Here is a 15,782-nt window from a genome sequence, read left to right as displayed (position 1 = left end):
CGCCCTGCGCTTACTTCGGCTGCATCCGGATCGCGCCGTCGAGGCGAATCACTTCACCGTTGAGCATCGGATTGTCGAAGATCTGCTTGACGAGCATCGCGTACTCGGCGGGTTTGCCGAGTCGCGAGGGGAACGGCACCATCGCACCGAGCGCGTCCTGCACTTCCTTGGGCATGCCCAGCAGCATCGGCGTTTCGAAGATGCCTGGTGCGATGGTCATGACGCGGATGGCATTGCGCGACAGGTCGCGCGCCACGGGCAGCGTCATGGCCACCACGCCGCCTTTCGATGCCGCATAGGCGGCCTGGCCGATCTGGCCGTCGTACGCGGCCACCGAGGCCGTATTCACGATTACTCCGCGTTCGCCCGCGGCATTCGGCTCGTTCTTCGCCATCGCCGAGGCGGCGAGACGAATCATGTTGAAGGTGCCGATAAGGTTGACCGAAATGGTCTTCGTGAAGATGTCGAGCGGATGCGGACCTTCCTTGCCGACTGTCTTCGCGGCCGGCGCAATGCCCGCGCAGTTCACGAGCCCGCGCAGCGAGCCCAGCGCGAGCGCGGCGGCAACGGCGCGCTCGCCGTCCTCCTCGCTCGCCACATTGCACCGGACGAACACGCCGCCCAGCTCTTTCGCCAGCGCGTCGCCGGCTTCTTCATTGAGATCGGCGAGAACGGTTTTGCCGCCCTCGTTGGCGATCAGGCGCGCCGTGGCTGCGCCCAGACCCGATGCTGCGCCGGTGATCAGAAAAACGTTGTCGCGAATTTCCATCGTTGCTGCTCCTCCTGGGTTCTCCTGGATGTGTCCAGGTTCTTTGTCCCCGGCCTCGCGGCACGGCGCGCGGGGCCGGGGACAATCGGAGAAAGCAGCCGGAAAGTCGCCGTGCCGCGGTGCCGCCATACCGATGCGGCGGGGCGCTTGTTTTGTGAACGGCGAGTGGCGGCTTACTTGAGCGCGTCGAACACGCGCGCGCGGATTTCGTCCACGGAGCCGAGGCCTGAAATGCGCCGGTATTCGGGCGCCTTGAGGCCGTTTTCGTCGCCGCGCTGCGCCCACGCCTGGTAGTAGTCGATGAGCGGCTTCGTTTGCGCCACGTACACGTCGAGGCGCTTACGCACCGTTTCTTCCTTGTCGTCGTCGCGCTGGATGAGCGGCTCGCCCGTGACGTCGTCGACGTTGGCGGTCTTCGGCGGGTTGAACTTCACGTGATAGGTACGGCCCGATGCCGCGTGGACGCGGCGGCCGCTCATGCGCTCGATGATCTCGTTGAACGGCACGTCGATTTCGAGCACGTAGTCGATCGCGACGCCGGCCTGCTTCATGGCTTCGGCTTGCGGCAGCGTGCGCGGAAAACCGTCGAACAGATAGCCGTTCGCGCAGTCCGCGTCGAGCAGGCGTTCTTTCACGAGGTTGATGATGAGCTGGTCAGGAACCAGATCGCCCGCGTCCATGAAGCGCTTCGCTTCGAGGCCGAGCGGCGAGCCTGCCTTGACGGCGGCACGCAGCATGTCGCCCGTCGAAATCTGCGGAATGCCGAACTTTTCCTTGATGAAGTTTGCCTGGGTACCCTTGCCCGCACCGGGGGCGCCCAACAGGATCAAACGCATGAGATATCTCCAGATCTATGTGAATTCTTGCGGCGCGATGCGGGCAGCCTGCCTTGCGCATGCCGTTCCTGCATTTGCCTCGTTTTTCTGCTGTTCCTTCGTGCGGGTCTCGCGCTCCGTTACGACACCTGCGACACCGGCGGTGCTGCCGCCTCGCGCAGCAACGTCTTGAAGACGGCGCAGCAAGGCTGGCGCATCACGCATGGGCGTCGGCATTGGCATCGGGAAACACGGGGAAACCCTGGCGCACAAAGGCTTGGGAAGGCGCGCGCGAACGTCCGATTATGCCATGGCTTACTGCGTTGTCAGCCCGAAAAGCGCCTGAACGCGGGCAAGATCAGCGGGTGTATCGACACCGGGCGCCGGCGCATCGGCGGCCACGAGCACTGCGATGCGCTCGCCATGCCACATCGCGCGCAGTTGTTCGAGCGCCTCGACTTCTTCGATCGGCGAGCGTGCGAGCGTGGGGTAGGCGCGCAGGAATCGCGCACGATACGCATAGAGGCCGATGTGCCGATACACCGTTGCCGGCGCAGGCGGCGCGGGCATGGCCGCGACGTTGGGCCAGTGGGGCTGCCATGCATCGCGCGCCCACGGAATGGGTGCGCGCGAGAAGTAGAGCGCGAGGCTGCGCGCATCGAGCACGACCTTCACGACGTTCGGGTTGAAGATCTCGGCGGGATCGGTGATGCGGTGTGCCGCCGTCGCGATGGCGCAGTCCGGATTCGCCGCGAGGTGCGACGCAACGTCGCACACCAGCGCGGGGTCGATCAACGGCTCGTCGCCCTGTACGTTGACGACGATCGTGTCGTCGCTCCAGCCGAAGGTCGTCGCGACTTCCGCGAGGCGGTCGGTGCCCGAGGGATGATCGGCGCGCGTCATCACCGCTTCGAAGCCGTGGTTGCGCGCGGCATCGAGCACGGCCTGCGCGTCGGAGGCGATCAGCACCTGGTTTGCGCCCGACGCCTGTGCGCGCTCGGCCACCCGCACCACCATGGGCTTGCCGCCGATGTCGGCGAGCGGCTTGTTGGGCAGACGCGTCGACGCGAGGCGCGCCGGGACGACGGCAATGAACGGATGGGCGGGAGCGGTCATCGGTGCAACGGGCGGTGAAAGAAGGACGGTGAGGGATGCGTGCGCCGCACGCTGTGCGAAGACGTTTGCATCGGGCGATGCCTGCGCGGCGGGCGACGTGTCAGCGCGCAATCAACCTGCCTGCGGACAGCTGCCGCGCGCTCATTCCGATTTCAGCAGGTCGAAAGCGCACCGCCCAGCATCACGATGACAAAACCCAACGGCACAAAGCCCAACGCAACGTCAGCGCGTCAGGCGCCGGGACCCGCGGGATCGACGGGCGTGCCTTCAACCGTCTGACGTGCTTCGTCGACGAGCATGACGGGGATGCCGTCGCGAATCGGGTAGGCGAGCTTGTCCGCGTGGCAGATAAGCTCCTGTGCGGCGCGGTCGTAGCTGAGCGGGCCCTTGCAGATCGGGCAGACGAGGATTTCAAGCAGGCGGGCGTCCACGGAGTTTCTCCACAACCAGTGCGATGAGGCGGTGATCGAGCGCAGCCTGGACAGGTACCACCCAGATGCGCGCGTCGTGCCAGGCCGCCAATTTTACCGCATCCTTTTCGGTGATCAGGATCGCGTCGGCCTCCACTTCCGCGAACGGATTCGTCGCGAACGCGTAGTGATCGGGCAGCGCGCGCGTCTCGGGCGAAAGCCCGGCCGCGCGCAGCGTGGCGAAGAAGCGCTCGGGCGCGCCGATGCCTGCCGCGGCGAGCACGCGCTGCCCGGCGAACTGCGCGAGCGGCCGGCGCAGGGCAGGGTTATCGAGATGCCACGCGTCGCCGGGCGCGAGGTCGAGGGCGAACGTGTTCGGCCAGGCCGGCAGCGAGCGCGCGTAGGGATCGTTGACGAGCGTTGCGTCGCGGTGCCGCGAAAGCGGTTCACGCAGCGGCCCGGCCGGCAGCAGAAAGCCGTTACCACCCAGGCGATGATCGAACACGACAAGTTCCACGTCGCGCGCGAGGCGATAGTGCTGGAGACCGTCGTCGCTCACGATCACGTCCACGTCGCGGTGCGCCGCGCACAGCGCCTGCGCGGCGGCCACGCGGTCCGGACAAACCCAGACCGGCGCACCGGTGCGCCGCGCGATGAGGAGCGGCTCGTCGCCGGCCACGTCCGGTGTGCTCGCGGAGGTGACGGCCGTCGGCCGTTCGATTCGCGCGCCATAACCGCGCGACACGATGCCCGGCGAGAAGCCCGCCGCGCGCAGCGCTTCCACGAGCGCGATCACGGTTGGCGTCTTGCCCGTGCCGCCCACGGTCACGTTGCCCACCACGACGACCGGCACCGGCGTGCGCACGCTTTTCAGCCAGCCCGCGGAAAAGGCCGCGCGACGCAGGGCCGCCACGGCGCCGAAGACACACGCGAACGGGGTCAACGCCCACGCGAACGGACCGCGGCGCTGCCATTCGCGGCTCACGCGGCTTTCAAGGCGCGAACGCAGGGCGTCGATCATCGGGGCAAGGCGATGCGGATGGCACGAGGTGCACGAAGCGAACGAGGGGCACGAAGCGCACGAGGTGCGAGGCAAAGCGCGCCGTCAGACGATTGCGGCTCGGAGAGGGCCGGCGCGCTGAGGTGAGACGGGAGGGGCTGGGCTGCTGGCATCGGCGAGATTTCTCCGGGCGGCTAGGGCGTGCAGTGATGCGGGCGAGGTGCGAAGGCGTTCTGCATCCGGCCCCGCAAAGCCGGCACTCTAGCGCGCGAGGGCCTTGTGCGGCAAGTCGGGGACGGTTGCCAGCGCGGTGCTCAGGACCTCGCGAGGCGCTTCGAGCGCCTGTGGACAACTTTGTGGAGAACCAGCCATCGATCGCCCCGGAAAGCCCGTTCGAAAAGCCTTCCATCGGCGCCCTCGCACATGGAAGCAGGCGTAAATCCTTGTAGATCAATGGCTTGCGCCGAATTCATTGGCGTTGCAACGGTATTTCGCGGCACTCGCGCGCGCCCGCCTGGAATGTGGACACATTGCGCTTCGCATACAGCCCGCTGGACGCAGCAAGCCCGATCGGTCTATTGTCTGGGCGGCCAGTCAAACGCAAACTGCTGCAAAACCGCTCATTCATCGCATGAACTCCGACAGCTTCGACCGTTCCTCCGATCGTTCATTCACCTCGTCGATTTCGGCGGGTGGCGAGGCCGTGGTGCCGGTTTCGGCGCTCAACCGCGCCATCGGCACGCTGCTGGAACGGTCGTTTCCTCTGGTGTGGGTGTCGGGCGAGGTGTCGAACTTCACGCGCGCCGCGAGCGGCCACTGGTACTTCTCGATCAAGGACGCGCAGGCGCAGATGCGCTGTGTCATGTTCCGTGGACGCGCCCAGTACGCCGAGTTCACGCCGCGCGAAGGCGATCGCATCGAAGTGCGCGCGCTCGTCACGATGTACGAGCCGCGCGGCGAATTGCAGCTCAACGTGGAAGCGGTACGCCGTACCGGCCAGGGGCGTCTCTACGAGGCCTTTCTGAAGCTGAAGGCAAAGCTCGAAGCCGAAGGGCTCTTCGATGCCGAACGCAAGCGGCCGCTGCCCGCGCATCCGCGTGCCATCGGCGTGGTGACGTCAATGCAGGCGGCCGCCTTGCGCGACGTGCTCACCACCTTGTGCCGGCGCGCGCCGCATGTGCCGGTGATCGTCTACCCCGCGCCGGTGCAGGGCGCAGGCGCCGCCGACAAGCTCGCCGCGATGGTGGACGCCGCGAACGTGCGCAACGAAGTGGATGTGCTGATCGTCTGCCGCGGAGGTGGCTCGATTGAAGATTTGTGGGCGTTCAACGAAGAGGTGCTGGCCCGCGCGATTGCGGGCAGCGCGCTGCCCGTGGTGAGCGGCGTGGGTCACGAAACCGACTTCACGATTGCCGATTTCGCCGCCGACGTGCGTGCGCCGACGCCCACCGGCGCGGCGGAACTCGTGAGTCCGCAGCGTGTGCTGCTGCTGCGCGATCTCGATCATCGGCATGCGATGCTCGCGCGCGGTTTCGGCCGCATGATGGAGCGACGGGCGCAACAGCTCGACTGGCTGGCGCGGCGGCTCGTGTCGCCCGCGGAGCGGCTCGAGCGGCAGCGCACGCATTTGCAGCAGCTGGCGGTGCGGCTCGCGTCGGCCGGCGCGCGTCCGGTGCGCGATGCGAAGTCGCGCTTTGCGCTCGTGCAGATGCGGTGGCAGCGTTGCCGTCCTGACCCCGCGCGGCACCGGCTGGCGCTCGACGCGCTGGCCCAGCGGCTTCACGGCGCCCTCGCGCGCCGGCACGAGCGCGCGTCGGCGCGCGTGGCCTCGCTTGCCGCGCGGCTCGAGGTGTTGAGCCCGCAGCGCACGCTGGAGCGCGGATACGCTGCGCTGCTCGACGTGCAAAGCGGCGAAGCACTGCGCTCGCCCGCTCAACTCAAGCCCGGCAAGCGGCTCACCGTACATCTCGCCCAGGGCGCGGCGGACATTGCGCTTGCCGACGTCCAGCCGCGTTTGACGGAAGGCTTTTGAATTGCCGGGGGCGAGCGAGGAAAGCGCAGGGCGTATGAGAAGTCGAGACGAGAAATCAACGCAAATAATCAACGCAAACGCTGGACGCAAACGCCCCACCCGAGAAACGCCCGTCAAACCATCGCGGCGCGCTTCTTGCGGCACCGTGCAAAGCGGATTGCTCACGCGACGATACCCGCTGCCGTCCCGCCATCCAGCGCTGTTGAATGACGTCCCGATGACAGTCCGCGTCGCGACAGCCTGACGCCGTCCGGCACGCACTTTTAACCTTGCCCTTGCTGGCGTAAAGGCAGCTTTTACGCCAGCCACGCCGTTTGTCAGCATGAAGTTCGACAAAAAGGCGCGTGGTTTGCGGGGTTATTCCAAGTCGCCTACAATCCAGTGCTCCACAGCGTCATCCGCAGACTCCCCCATAAACGACAGAAGGATCAGCACCATGGCACAACATACGCTCCCGCCGCTGCCGTACGCGAAGAACGCGCTCGCTCCGCACATGTCCGAAGAGACGCTCGAGTTCCACTACGGCAAGCATCACCAGGCCTACGTCACGAACCTGAACAACCTGATTCCGGGCACCGAATTCGAGAACCTGCCGCTGGAAGAAATCATCCAGAAGGCGTCGGGCGGTATCTTCAACAACGCCGCGCAAATCTGGAATCACACGTTCTTCTGGAACGGCCTTTCGCCGCAAGGCGGCGGTGCGCCGGCCGGCGCGCTGGGCGACGCAATCAACGCGAAGTGGGGTTCCTACGACGCGTTCAAGGAAGCCTTCTCGAAGGCAGCCGTCGCGAACTTCGGTTCGGGCTGGACGTGGCTCGTGAAGAAGGCCGACGGTTCGCTCGACATCGTTTCGACGAGCAATGCCGCCACGCCGCTCACCACGGACGCCAAGCCGCTCCTCACCATCGACGTGTGGGAGCACGCGTACTACATCGACTACCGCAATGCGCGTCCGAAGTTCGTGGAAGCGTTCTGGAACATCGTGAACTGGGACTTCGCCGCGAAGAACTTCGCATAAGGCGTTTGCCGTTCCGTTGCAGCGTTGCTGTAGCGTCGCAGAAAGCCCTCCGGTTCCGGAGGGCTTTGTCGTTTACGGCGTCCGGCGGTCTCAGCCGAGCCACGCTTCACACAGGCGAATCGTCTCTCGCCGGGCCAGTCGCGCCGATTGTGCCCATCGTGCCCATTGCGTCGCGCGAACTCAGCACATCGTCGATGAGACCATATGCTTTCGCCGCGCTCGCCGACATGAAGTTGTCGCGGTCGGTGTCTTTGCGGATCTGCTCGAGCGTCTGCCCCGTGCGTGCCGCCAGTACGCCGTCGAGCTGATCGCGCAGATACAGCACTTCCTTCGCCTGGATCTCCACGTCCGCGGCCGTGCCCTGACTGCCGCCCGACGGCTGGTGGATCATGATGCGTGCGTTCGGCAGCGCGTAGCGCTTGCCCGGATGCCCCGCGGCGAGCAGAAAGGTGCCCATGCTGGCGGCAAAGCCAGTGCAGAGCGTGGATACGTCGGGCTTGATGAACTGCATCGTGTCGTAGATGGCGAGGCCGTCGTAGACCGAACCGCCCGGCGAGTTGATGTAAAAGCAAATATCCTTGTCGGGGTTCTCGGACTCGAGAAAGAGCAGTTGCGCCACGATCAGGCTGGCCGACTGCTCGTTCACGGGCCCGACGAGGAACACGATGCGCTCGCGCAGCAGTCGCGAATAGATGTCGTAGGCGCGCTCGCCGCGGCCGGATTGCTCGATGACGGTGGGCACGAGTCCGAGCCCGGACGACGCAACGAAGGGATAACGCGTGTGCATGGATTCCTCGCCAAAACGGGACGTGAACGGGACGTGATCTGCCCTGTTGACGCCCCGGCGCCGCGCCGCGTGACAGAAAAATTTTTCGCGTGAAGGCGCCACACGGTGTCACACGCAGGGCACGCCGAACGTCATCGGAAAGAAGGGCAGCAAGAAGTCATCGAGGCGGCGCGCAGAAGCCCGCGCGATCATCGAGGAGCGAGACGAATGACGCAGTCTTCCAGCAACAACGGCATCACGGCCTTCGAGGCATTGCGCTCGCGGCTGGAGTCGCTCGCGTACCGCCTGCTGCGCAGCCGCGCGGAGGCCGAAGACGTGGTGCAGGACGCCTGGCTCAAGTGGCACGCCGCCGACGCTAACGCGTTGCGCGAGCCCGCCGCGTGGCTCGCAACCATCACGACGCGCCTCGCCATTGATCGCCTGCGGCGGCTGCGAAGAGAGCGGATGCCGCGCGCGCACGGCGCGCTGCCGCAGACGTGGCCGGGTGATGCGGGCGAGGCGGGCGATTCGGGCCACTCGGGCCACTCCGCGGATTGGGCGCCCTCCGCGGAAGACCTCGCGCTGCGGGCCGCCGAGATGTCGCATGGCCTGTTGTTGCTGCTCGAACGGCTCTCGCCCGTCGAGCGAGCAGCCTTCGTGCTGCACGAAGGCTTCGACTGCGACTATGCCGAGATCGCGCGCATCATCGGCAAGACGCCGGCGAACTGCCGGCAGATCGTGCACCGTGCCCGCGAGAGGCTGCAGCGGCCCGGCATGCCGTGCGCACCCGACGATCCAGCGCGGCACAGGCAGGTGGTCGACCGTCTGCGCGAGGCGATTGCCTTGCAGGACCGGGCGGGTGTGATGGCGCTGGTAGGGGCGACTACGGCGGTGGGGTATGAGGCGTGTGACCCAGCGCCGCTCATGGAGCGCGATGAGGTGAGCGCCCTCGCTCACGCTTCACAGCGGTTCGGCAGCGCACTGACGTGGACGCAGACGCGCCACAGCCTTCTCCATGCCGAACCTGGCGTCGCAATCGACGGCGAACCGCGCGTGGCGCTGCTCGATGCCGAGGGCGAGATCGTCGCGCTTGTCGCCGTATCGGTTGGGCTGGAAGAAAGCGAGGGTGCGCCCATTGCGCGCATGGCGATCATCACGGACGCCGCCGTCTTGCGCGCCGCCAATCGCCTGTACGGCGCGCGAGCGGTCAAACGTCTGCTTCAGCGGATATTCGAGCAGCCGGCGCGCAGCGGCGCCGTGCGTTGCAGTGTGGAGGAAGCGATCGTCGCATGACGTGACGGCTCTTCACGCAAGCCCACACATAAGCGCGTATCGAGCCGGGTATCAAGCGGGCATTAAAAAAGCGCCCATCACGCGCTGCGCCGCGCCGCCATGTCCCAGTTGATATCGACGCACAGCACCTGCATGCCGCGCGACGTGTGCGCCGCGATGGACGCCGTCACGCACAGGTGCGCCTCGTTGATCGAGAGATACGGCGGCGTGAGATGCACGTGGCCGGGCGCGCGCACGGCCTCGATGAAATAAGGGCGACGCTCCCAGCTCGCGCCTTCGGAGTGCAGCAGCGGACTGAAGCGCTTGGCACGCTGCGACGTGCGGCCTGTGGGCAGCACGTTGTCGCCGATCTGCCGGCCCGAGCCGTCCAGCAGGAAGCAGCGCGCGGTCTCGCCGAGCTTGAGCAGCGGCGCCGTGGCTTCGGCCATCGAAACGCCGGCCGCCAACTGCTTCGCGGCGCCTTCCAGCGCACGCACGTAGGGCGCGAGGCGCGCCGTCTGGTCGCGTTCGCGGGCCGCCACGCGTTCGCGCAGCCGCGCCGAGAGCGCGTCCATGAGTTCCGCCGCGACTTGCGGCTTCACGGGCTCCACATCCGGCCCGGCGAAATAAGCGCCCTGCACGAAATCGACGTTGCATTCCAGCGCGATCAGCGCGTCGCGCTCGGTGGCGAGCCCGCCCATCAGCACCAGCTGGCCGGACTCGTGGAGCATCGAAACGAGTCCGGGCAACACACGTTCGATGTGCGAATGGCGCGTGGCCTGCGCAAGGATGCCGCGGTCCAGCGTGACGATGTCGGGCCGCAGGTGCCACACACGGTCGATGTTCGAATGCTTTGCGCCGAAGCCGTCCAGCGCGATCAGGAAGCCCGACTTGCGCAGGCCGTCGATGATCTCGGCAAAGCGCGTCGTCTCGCCGCCCGTTTGTTCCGAAAGCTCCAGCACCACGCGTTGCGGCGGCAGACCGAGCGCCTTCAGGCGCGCGAGCAGCGCGTCGCCGTAGCTCGTATCCATGAGCGCCGCAGGGTGCAGGTTCAGGAAGAGCCACTCGTCGTGGCTGTCGAAGGCGTTGAAGTTGCCCAGATGCAGCGACTCCGTGAGCCGCCCCAGTTCGAGCAGGTCGCCGCGCCGGGCTGCCTGCGTGAACACCTCGTGCGACGAAACCTGCTGCCCCTGTTCGTCATGCGCGCGCAGCGAGGCGTGATAACCGATGGCACGCCGGTGCGCCACAGAAAACACCGGCTGGAACACGCTGAACACGGTGTAACCGCCGTACAGCACGGTGCGCCGGGAGCCTTCGTCGCCGGCCACAGGGCGCGGCGGCTGAAAGCCGGGGGGATCGAGGTCGAGCATGCTCATCATGTCAGTGAGGCGGCGTGTGTGCGGGACTGCGCGAACCGCACGAGAAGAGGCTTCGAGTTTACAGGATAGGTCAGCAAGAAGCATGCACAGTTCGAAGACGCCGCCTTCTTGCCGCCTTTCTGACGTGGAGCAGGACCGGGCGGCGCGGTCTCGTGGCATCTGCACACGAACGGTGCGCGGGCTGCCCCGCAGCGGGTCGCAAGCGTGCAGCCGGCGCCCCGGCGGGCGCTCGGGCCGAGGCGAGAGTCAATCGAAAGAGGCACGCAGGAGTGCGATGAACCGGCTCAGGCCCGCTCGGAAGGATCGGTTTTCTTCCCCGTGCCGCGCACGTCCGGCGAGAGCTGCGCGAAGATCCACGACGACCCGGCCGTGATGATGCCCACGCACAGGAACGTGGCGTGGAAGGCCGGCAGCACGTGCGTGGCGGTGGCGCGCGGCAGGATGCCGGTGAACGTGGTGAGCATGGCGCCGGCCACGGTCACGCCGAGGCTCATCGAGAGCATCTGCACGAGCGAGAAGAGGCTGTTGCCGCTACTCGCGCCGCCCGTGCCGAGGTCCTTGAGCGTGAGCGTGTTCATCGCGGTGAACTGCATGGAGTTCACGCAGCCGAAGAGCGCGAGCTGCACGAGGCGCAGCCACAGCGGCTCGTTCGGGCTGGAGAGTGAAAAGCTCGCCATCGCCAGTCCGACCAGCACGGTGTTGGTCACCAGCACGCGCCGATAGCCGTAACGCGTGATGAGTTGCGTGACGAGCCGCTTGGCCGACATGCCGGCCGCGGCGACGGGCAACATCATGAGGCCCGCTTCGAATGCGCTGTAGCCGAGACCCACCTGGAGCAGCAGCGGAATCAGATACGGCATCGCGCCGCTGCCGATGCGCGCGAACAGATTGCCGAGCAGCCCCACGCTGAAGGTGTGGATGCGAAAGAGGTCGAGCGGGAAGAGCGGCTGCGGGGCGCGTACCGCGTGCAGCCCGTAGGCGACGAAACAGGCAAGGCTCAGGATCAGCAGCACGAGCACCGTGGCGTGCTCGAGGCTCAGTTCGGCGCGACCGTCGAGCGCAACGGAGATCGCGATCATGCCGACCACGAGCAGCAGATAGCCGGCGAGATCGAAGCGCGGCGTATCGGGATTGCGGCTGTCGTGCATGAAGATGAAGGTCGCGATGCAGCCCACGATGCCTACTGGCACGTTGATCAGAAAGATCCAGTGCCACGAGGCGATCTTGACGAGCCAGCCGCCCAGCGTCGGGCCGATCAGCGGTCCGATCAGCCCGGGAACGGCGACGAACGAGAGCGCCGGCAGATAGCGCTCGGCAGGAAACGTGCGCAGCACGGCGAGGCGCCCCACGGGCAGCAGCATCGCGCCGCCCACGCCTTGCACGATGCGCCACACGACGAGCTGCGTCAGCGAATGCGCGTTGGCACACAGCAGTGAGCCGAGCGTGAACACGAGAATCGCGCTGAAGAATACGCGCCGCGTGCCGAGTTTGTCCGCGAGCCACCCCGACACCGGAATCATCACTGCCATCGTGAGCGAATAGGCGATCACGACCGACTGCATTCTGAGCGGCAACTCGCCGAGGCTGTTCGCCATGGCGGGCAGCGCGGTGTTCACGATGGTGGAGTCGAGCGTCTGCATGAAGAAGCCCGTTGCGACGAGCCACAACATAACAGTGAGGGAACGGGCAGACGGCGTAGCGGACGGAGCAGCGGGAGCGGTGGTGGGGACGGGCATGGGCGTGCTGGAGGAGCGGGCCGCGGGCAGGTGGAAGGCAAGTACCGGACAAGTACAGGACTCGTACCGGGCAAATAAGGGGCAGCCGCCATTGTAGGGAAAACAGCGTGTGCCCGCAGTTTGCGCGCCTGCCGATGCAGCGGGCGCGCCCGGGTGGTCAGCCGCTCAGCCGCGCCGCCGCCTCGAAGAACGCACGTGCCCGCGGATCGTTCGTGAATGCGGCATTGATACGGATCCACGGACTCGGCTGGCCGTCAGGGCGGAAGTAACTGCCCGGCGTCACCGTTACGCCGAGCGGCTCGCCGCAGGCAACCAGTCGCGCCGAGTCTTCGATGTGCGGCACGCGTGCCCACAGGAACTTGCCGCCCTGCGGACGGGCGAACAGCTCCCAGCCGCTCGTCGCGAGCGTCTGCGTCGCGCTGCCGAGCGCATCGCGCATGCGCCGCCGCAGGCGTTCCAGATACTTGCGGTACGCGCCGCGTTCGAGCAGCGCCACGGCTACGGCTTCGGCAAAACGCGAGCCGCCGATGCTCGTGAGCACCTTGATATCGGCGAGGTCTTTCACGATCTGCGGGCTCGCCACCACGTAGCCCACGCGCAGCGAAGACGAAAGCGTCTTCGAAAGCCCACCCACGTAGACCACGTGTTCGAGCTGGTCGAGCGTGGCGAGGCGGTCGGTGGGATCGGTCTGGAAGTCGCCGTAGATGTCGTCTTCCACGATGGTGAAGCGGTGCTCGCGCGCCAGCTGCAACAGCCTGAACGCGACGGGTGGCGTCACGGTCGTGCCGGTCGGATTGTGGAATACGGAGTTGATGAAGAACGCGCGTGGCCGGTGCTCGATGAGCATGGCTTCGAGCATGTCGAGATCCGGCCCGTTGGCCGTGCGCGCAATGCCCACCAGCTTCACGCCGTGCAGCTTGAGCAGGCCGTAGAGGTTGTAGTAGCCCGGGTCTTCGACGAACACCGTGTCGCCGCCCTTGAGCATGTAGCGCATCAGCAGGTCGAGCGCCTCGCTTGCGCCTTCGGTGATGAGGATCTGCGACGGATCGACGGCAATGCCGAGCGGCGCGAGGCGCGTCTGCAGATGCTCGCGCAGCTTCACGTTGCCGAGCGGCGTGGCGTAATCGACGAGGCTCGAACCGTCGGTGCGCGATACGAGGCGAATAGCCTGGCCGAGGCTCTCCATGTCGCGCCAGGCCTGCGGAATGGAGCCGCTGTCGAGTTCCAGCGTCTCGTCCGGCCGGTTCAGGTGCCGCAGGATGTGAATGGATTCCTCTTCGGCGCGCCGCGGGTCCGAGAGCCCCATGCCGCTCATGCCGAACGTGCCGGGCAGTCCGCGCTCGGACACGTAGAAGCCCGAGCCGTGACGCGAATCGACGTAGCCGAGCGACACGAGCCGGTCGTATGCCTCGATCACGGGAAAGCGGCTGATGCCGTAGTCGGCGGCAAGCTGGCGGATGGACGGCAACTTCGCGCCCGGGTGCGCCGCGCGCGAACGAATCCAGTCCTGCACGCCGGTGACGATCTGTTCGGTGAGCGGCACGCCGCTCGCGCGGTCGAGTTGTAGCTTCATGAGGACTCACTGTCAGGTTTTTCGACTGTACAGTTCAGACCGAACTGTACGGAACTGTGCATGGGCGCAGCAGCGTCGCCTCGCAATAATGCTCGAACCGTCAATGCCCTTCAAGGAGCACTGCAATGCGCGAAATCCGTACATTCGAACTCGAACACGGCGAGCCCGCGGCCGCCCTGCACGCCGCGCAGCCACTCGTCCTGGAAGTGCGGGCCGGACAGATCTGGTTGACGGTGGAGGGCGACGCCGGCGATTACTGGCTCGCGGCCGGCGAGTCGTTTGCGCTGCCGCGCGGCGCCCGTACGTGGGTCAGTTCGGGGCGTGCCGGCGCGCGTTTTGCGCTCGCATTCGGCGTGCAGACGCCGCGAGGCGGCGCGGCCCACGCGCCAGGTGTTGCGCTCGGACGCGTGCTGCGGAATTGGGCGCCGAAGTGGAGCCTGGCTCGCTTTGCTGCGCGCTTTGCCTCGCGCCTCGCGTGATCGGCGGCGCCCCGCAACTCAACGTCATTCACCCGCGACGGTTTCGTATTCCCCCACATACCGTGCGCGCGGACGGATGAGCCGGCCGTCCGCCGCCTGCTCCATCGCATGCGCGATCCAGCCCACCGTGCGCCCCACGGCGAACAGCGTGAACGCGGCGCCGTGCGGCAATCCCAACACGCGCTCGATAGCGGCAAGCGCGAAATCCACCGTAGGAAAGGCGCCTGTCGTCTCGTGGACGGCGCGCGCCAGTGCGTCCACGTCGCGCATCGATGAGCGCGCGGGCGCGCGTTCGGCCAGCAGTTCGAGCAGCAGCCGCGCACGCGGGTCGCCGTCCGGATAGAGCGGGTGCCCGAAGCCCGGCAGGACCGCGGCGGGGCGCTCGGGCGCAGCCGTCGCGCTGCCGTGCTCATGTGCGGCGATGGGCGGCTTCGTCGAAGAGCGCCGCCACGCGCGTGGTCTCGCCGCCGTGGCTCGGGCCGCCGAGCGCGGCAAGTCCCGCCCGCCACGGCGCCGAACAGATGCGTGCCCGTGGACGTAATGCATCGCACGGTGAACGTGGACGCGTTGAGTTCGTGATCGGCGCAGAGCACGAGCGCTGCGCGCAGCAGATCGGCTTGCTGGCGATTGCGCACGCCCCAGGCCGCGGCAAGCTGGCGATGCAGCGGATCGGCCGACGGCGCCGCCGAGATCATTGCCGCCGCCACGAAGCGCAGCACGAGCGCCGCCGTGTCGAGCTGCGCGTCGCGGCCGAGTGCCCAGACGCGCGGCATCTGCGCGGCTGCAGCCGGCAACAGCACGAGCGCGCGATCGAGCGGCGTGCTGTCGACCCATAGCTTGAGCCAGGCGGCCCATTGCGCCGCGGCGAGCGGTGCAGCGGGCGCTTCTGTGATGCGGCGCGGCGTGCACTCCCACAGCAGCGCGGCGACGTCTTCAAGCGTCGCCGTGCGCGCGAGCGCGGTGGCGTCGCGGCCGCGATAGAAGAGCCGGCCGTCGGCGATCAGCGAGATCGACGATTCGAGCACCGGCACGCCCCAGTCCAGCACCTTCTGCGCGACCTTGCCGGCGCGCTTGCCGTCGGCCTTGCGCCGCGCGAGACGGCGCACGTCGGTTGCGGCGTAGCGGCGCCGTTTGCTCGCCGGGTCGGGCGCGGATTGCAGCATGCCGCGGCTCACATAGGCATAGAGCGTGGCAAGGCTCACGCCGAGCGCGTCGGCGGCTTCGGATGCGGTCATATAGCTGGACATGGCGGCCTGGGCGGAAAAACCGGAGAAATCGATATATGTTGATTATCTTAATCAAGATTGATCGGTGTGGCCTTGAAATCTAGACTCGTTTCACTTCGGTTGTTTCGCCTCACCTGTTTGTTCTCGCCTTTTTCGACCCACTCACACCGCCGGACCCGCCCGGCTGCCGA

Annotated in this window: 13 protein-coding genes and 1 pseudogene; 4 read left to right on the top strand and 10 right to left on the bottom strand. The window is 66.9% G+C overall.

All coding sequences use genetic code 11. The features are described from left to right. Window positions 1-10 precede the first annotated feature (10 nt). The 5 genes from PXJ20_RS08855 to lpxK all read right to left on the bottom strand — a co-directional run bounded on the left by PXJ20_RS08855 (window position 11) and on the right by lpxK (window position 4,131). Complete coding sequence (locus tag PXJ20_RS08855) at window positions 11-769, bottom strand: 3-hydroxyacyl-CoA dehydrogenase (protein ID WP_421029799.1); 759 nt, start codon at window positions 767-769, stop codon at window positions 11-13. A 173-nt stretch (window positions 770-942) separates the two neighbouring features. Further along, window positions 943-1,605: an adenylate kinase gene (adk, locus tag PXJ20_RS08850; protein WP_421029798.1), complete on the bottom strand. Its 663-nt coding sequence runs from the start codon at window positions 1,603-1,605 to the stop codon at window positions 943-945. A gap of 294 nt (window positions 1,606-1,899) precedes the next feature. Continuing rightward, the gene (gene kdsB, locus PXJ20_RS08845; protein ID WP_421029797.1) at window positions 1,900-2,700 is read right to left on the bottom strand and encodes a 3-deoxy-manno-octulosonate cytidylyltransferase; all 801 of its coding nucleotides are present in this window, start codon (window positions 2,698-2,700) and stop codon (window positions 1,900-1,902) included. A 230-nt stretch (window positions 2,701-2,930) separates the two neighbouring features. Continuing rightward, the gene (locus PXJ20_RS08840) at window positions 2,931-3,131 is read right to left on the bottom strand and encodes a Trm112 family protein (protein WP_017776904.1); all 201 of its coding nucleotides are present in this window, start codon (window positions 3,129-3,131) and stop codon (window positions 2,931-2,933) included. Next, window positions 3,112-4,131, bottom strand: a complete 1,020-nt coding sequence (lpxK, locus tag PXJ20_RS08835; RefSeq protein ID WP_421029796.1) for a tetraacyldisaccharide 4'-kinase — start codon at window positions 4,129-4,131, stop codon at window positions 3,112-3,114. The genes PXJ20_RS08840 and lpxK overlap by 20 nt, the downstream gene beginning before the upstream one ends. Before the next feature lie 610 nt (window positions 4,132-4,741). Between lpxK and xseA the strand changes: the two genes are divergently transcribed. Both xseA and sodB read left to right on the top strand, forming a co-directional pair. Next, the gene (gene xseA, locus PXJ20_RS08830; RefSeq protein WP_421029795.1) at window positions 4,742-6,142 is read left to right on the top strand and encodes an exodeoxyribonuclease VII large subunit; all 1,401 of its coding nucleotides are present in this window, start codon (window positions 4,742-4,744) and stop codon (window positions 6,140-6,142) included. 436 nt (window positions 6,143-6,578) lie between these two features. Next, entirely contained in the window at window positions 6,579-7,160 is a 582-nt protein-coding gene (gene sodB, locus PXJ20_RS08825; RefSeq protein ID WP_421029794.1) for a superoxide dismutase [Fe], read from the top strand. Window positions 7,161-7,266: 106 nt separating this feature from the next. Here the strand turns inward: sodB and clpP are convergent, their stop codons facing one another. Then, entirely contained in the window at window positions 7,267-7,947 is a 681-nt protein-coding gene (clpP, locus tag PXJ20_RS08820) for an ATP-dependent Clp endopeptidase proteolytic subunit ClpP (protein ID WP_421029793.1), read from the bottom strand. 207 nt (window positions 7,948-8,154) lie between these two features. Here clpP and PXJ20_RS08815 point away from each other — a divergent pair, with 207 nt between their 5' ends. Continuing rightward, window positions 8,155-9,219 carry a sigma-70 family RNA polymerase sigma factor gene (locus tag PXJ20_RS08815; RefSeq protein ID WP_421029792.1) on the top strand — a complete coding sequence of 355 codons (1,065 nt, stop codon included), beginning with the start codon at window positions 8,155-8,157 and terminating at the stop codon, window positions 9,217-9,219. A 77-nt stretch (window positions 9,220-9,296) separates the two neighbouring features. Here PXJ20_RS08815 and PXJ20_RS08810 read toward each other — a convergent pair whose 3' ends face one another. The 3 genes from PXJ20_RS08810 to PXJ20_RS08800 form a co-directional block, all read right to left on the bottom strand. Beyond that, window positions 9,297-10,574, bottom strand: a complete 1,278-nt coding sequence (locus PXJ20_RS08810; protein WP_026121868.1) for an EAL domain-containing protein — start codon at window positions 10,572-10,574, stop codon at window positions 9,297-9,299. Window positions 10,575-10,861: 287 nt separating this feature from the next. Beyond that, window positions 10,862-12,313: a multidrug transporter subunit MdtD gene (gene mdtD, locus PXJ20_RS08805; RefSeq protein WP_421029791.1), complete on the bottom strand. Its 1,452-nt coding sequence runs from the start codon at window positions 12,311-12,313 to the stop codon at window positions 10,862-10,864. 157 nt (window positions 12,314-12,470) lie between these two features. Further along, complete coding sequence (locus tag PXJ20_RS08800; RefSeq protein WP_421029790.1) at window positions 12,471-13,886, bottom strand: PLP-dependent aminotransferase family protein; 1,416 nt, start codon at window positions 13,884-13,886, stop codon at window positions 12,471-12,473. 125 nt (window positions 13,887-14,011) lie between these two features. Here PXJ20_RS08800 and PXJ20_RS08795 point away from each other — a divergent pair, with 125 nt between their 5' ends. After that, window positions 14,012-14,365, top strand: a complete 354-nt coding sequence (locus PXJ20_RS08795) for a DUF2917 domain-containing protein (protein ID WP_421029789.1) — start codon at window positions 14,012-14,014, stop codon at window positions 14,363-14,365. Between the two features lie 24 nt (window positions 14,366-14,389). Here PXJ20_RS08795 and PXJ20_RS08790 read toward each other — a convergent pair. Beyond that, window positions 14,390-15,612 (bottom strand): annotated as a pseudogene (locus PXJ20_RS08790) (citrate/2-methylcitrate synthase). Window positions 15,613-15,782: the final 170 nt, after the last annotated feature.

The organism is Paraburkholderia sp. A1RI_3L (genome assembly GCF_048957895.1).
GTDB lineage: Bacteria > Pseudomonadota > Gammaproteobacteria > Burkholderiales > Burkholderiaceae > Paraburkholderia > Paraburkholderia kururiensis.
Note: the sequence above shows the minus strand (reverse complement) of the source record. Positions and strands in the feature narration are given on the sequence as shown.

Bases quoted from the DNA above. Each gene is read 5' to 3' on its own strand.
- PXJ20_RS08855 (WP_421029799.1), bottom strand. From the start codon at position 769: ATGGAAATTCGCGACAACGTTTTTCTGATCACCGGCGCAGCATCGGGT.
- adk (WP_421029798.1), bottom strand. From the start codon at position 1,605: ATGCGTTTGATCCTGTTGGGCGCCCCCGGTGCGGGCAAGGGTACCCAG.
- kdsB (WP_421029797.1), bottom strand. From the start codon at position 2,700: ATGACCGCTCCCGCCCATCCGTTCATTGCCGTCGTCCCGGCGCGCCTC.
- lpxK (WP_421029796.1), bottom strand. From the start codon at position 4,131: ATGATCGACGCCCTGCGTTCGCGCCTTGAAAGCCGCGTGAGCCGCGAA.
- xseA (WP_421029795.1), top strand. From the start codon at position 4,742: ATGAACTCCGACAGCTTCGACCGTTCCTCCGATCGTTCATTCACCTCG.
- sodB (WP_421029794.1), top strand. From the start codon at position 6,579: ATGGCACAACATACGCTCCCGCCGCTGCCGTACGCGAAGAACGCGCTC.
- clpP (WP_421029793.1), bottom strand. From the start codon at position 7,947: ATGCACACGCGTTATCCCTTCGTTGCGTCGTCCGGGCTCGGACTCGTG.
- PXJ20_RS08815 (WP_421029792.1), top strand. From the start codon at position 8,155: ATGACGCAGTCTTCCAGCAACAACGGCATCACGGCCTTCGAGGCATTG.
- PXJ20_RS08810 (WP_026121868.1), bottom strand. From the start codon at position 10,574: ATGAGCATGCTCGACCTCGATCCCCCCGGCTTTCAGCCGCCGCGCCCT.
- mdtD (WP_421029791.1), bottom strand. From the start codon at position 12,313: ATGCCCGTCCCCACCACCGCTCCCGCTGCTCCGTCCGCTACGCCGTCT.
- PXJ20_RS08800 (WP_421029790.1), bottom strand. From the start codon at position 13,886: ATGAAGCTACAACTCGACCGCGCGAGCGGCGTGCCGCTCACCGAACAG.
- PXJ20_RS08795 (WP_421029789.1), top strand. From the start codon at position 14,012: ATGCGCGAAATCCGTACATTCGAACTCGAACACGGCGAGCCCGCGGCC.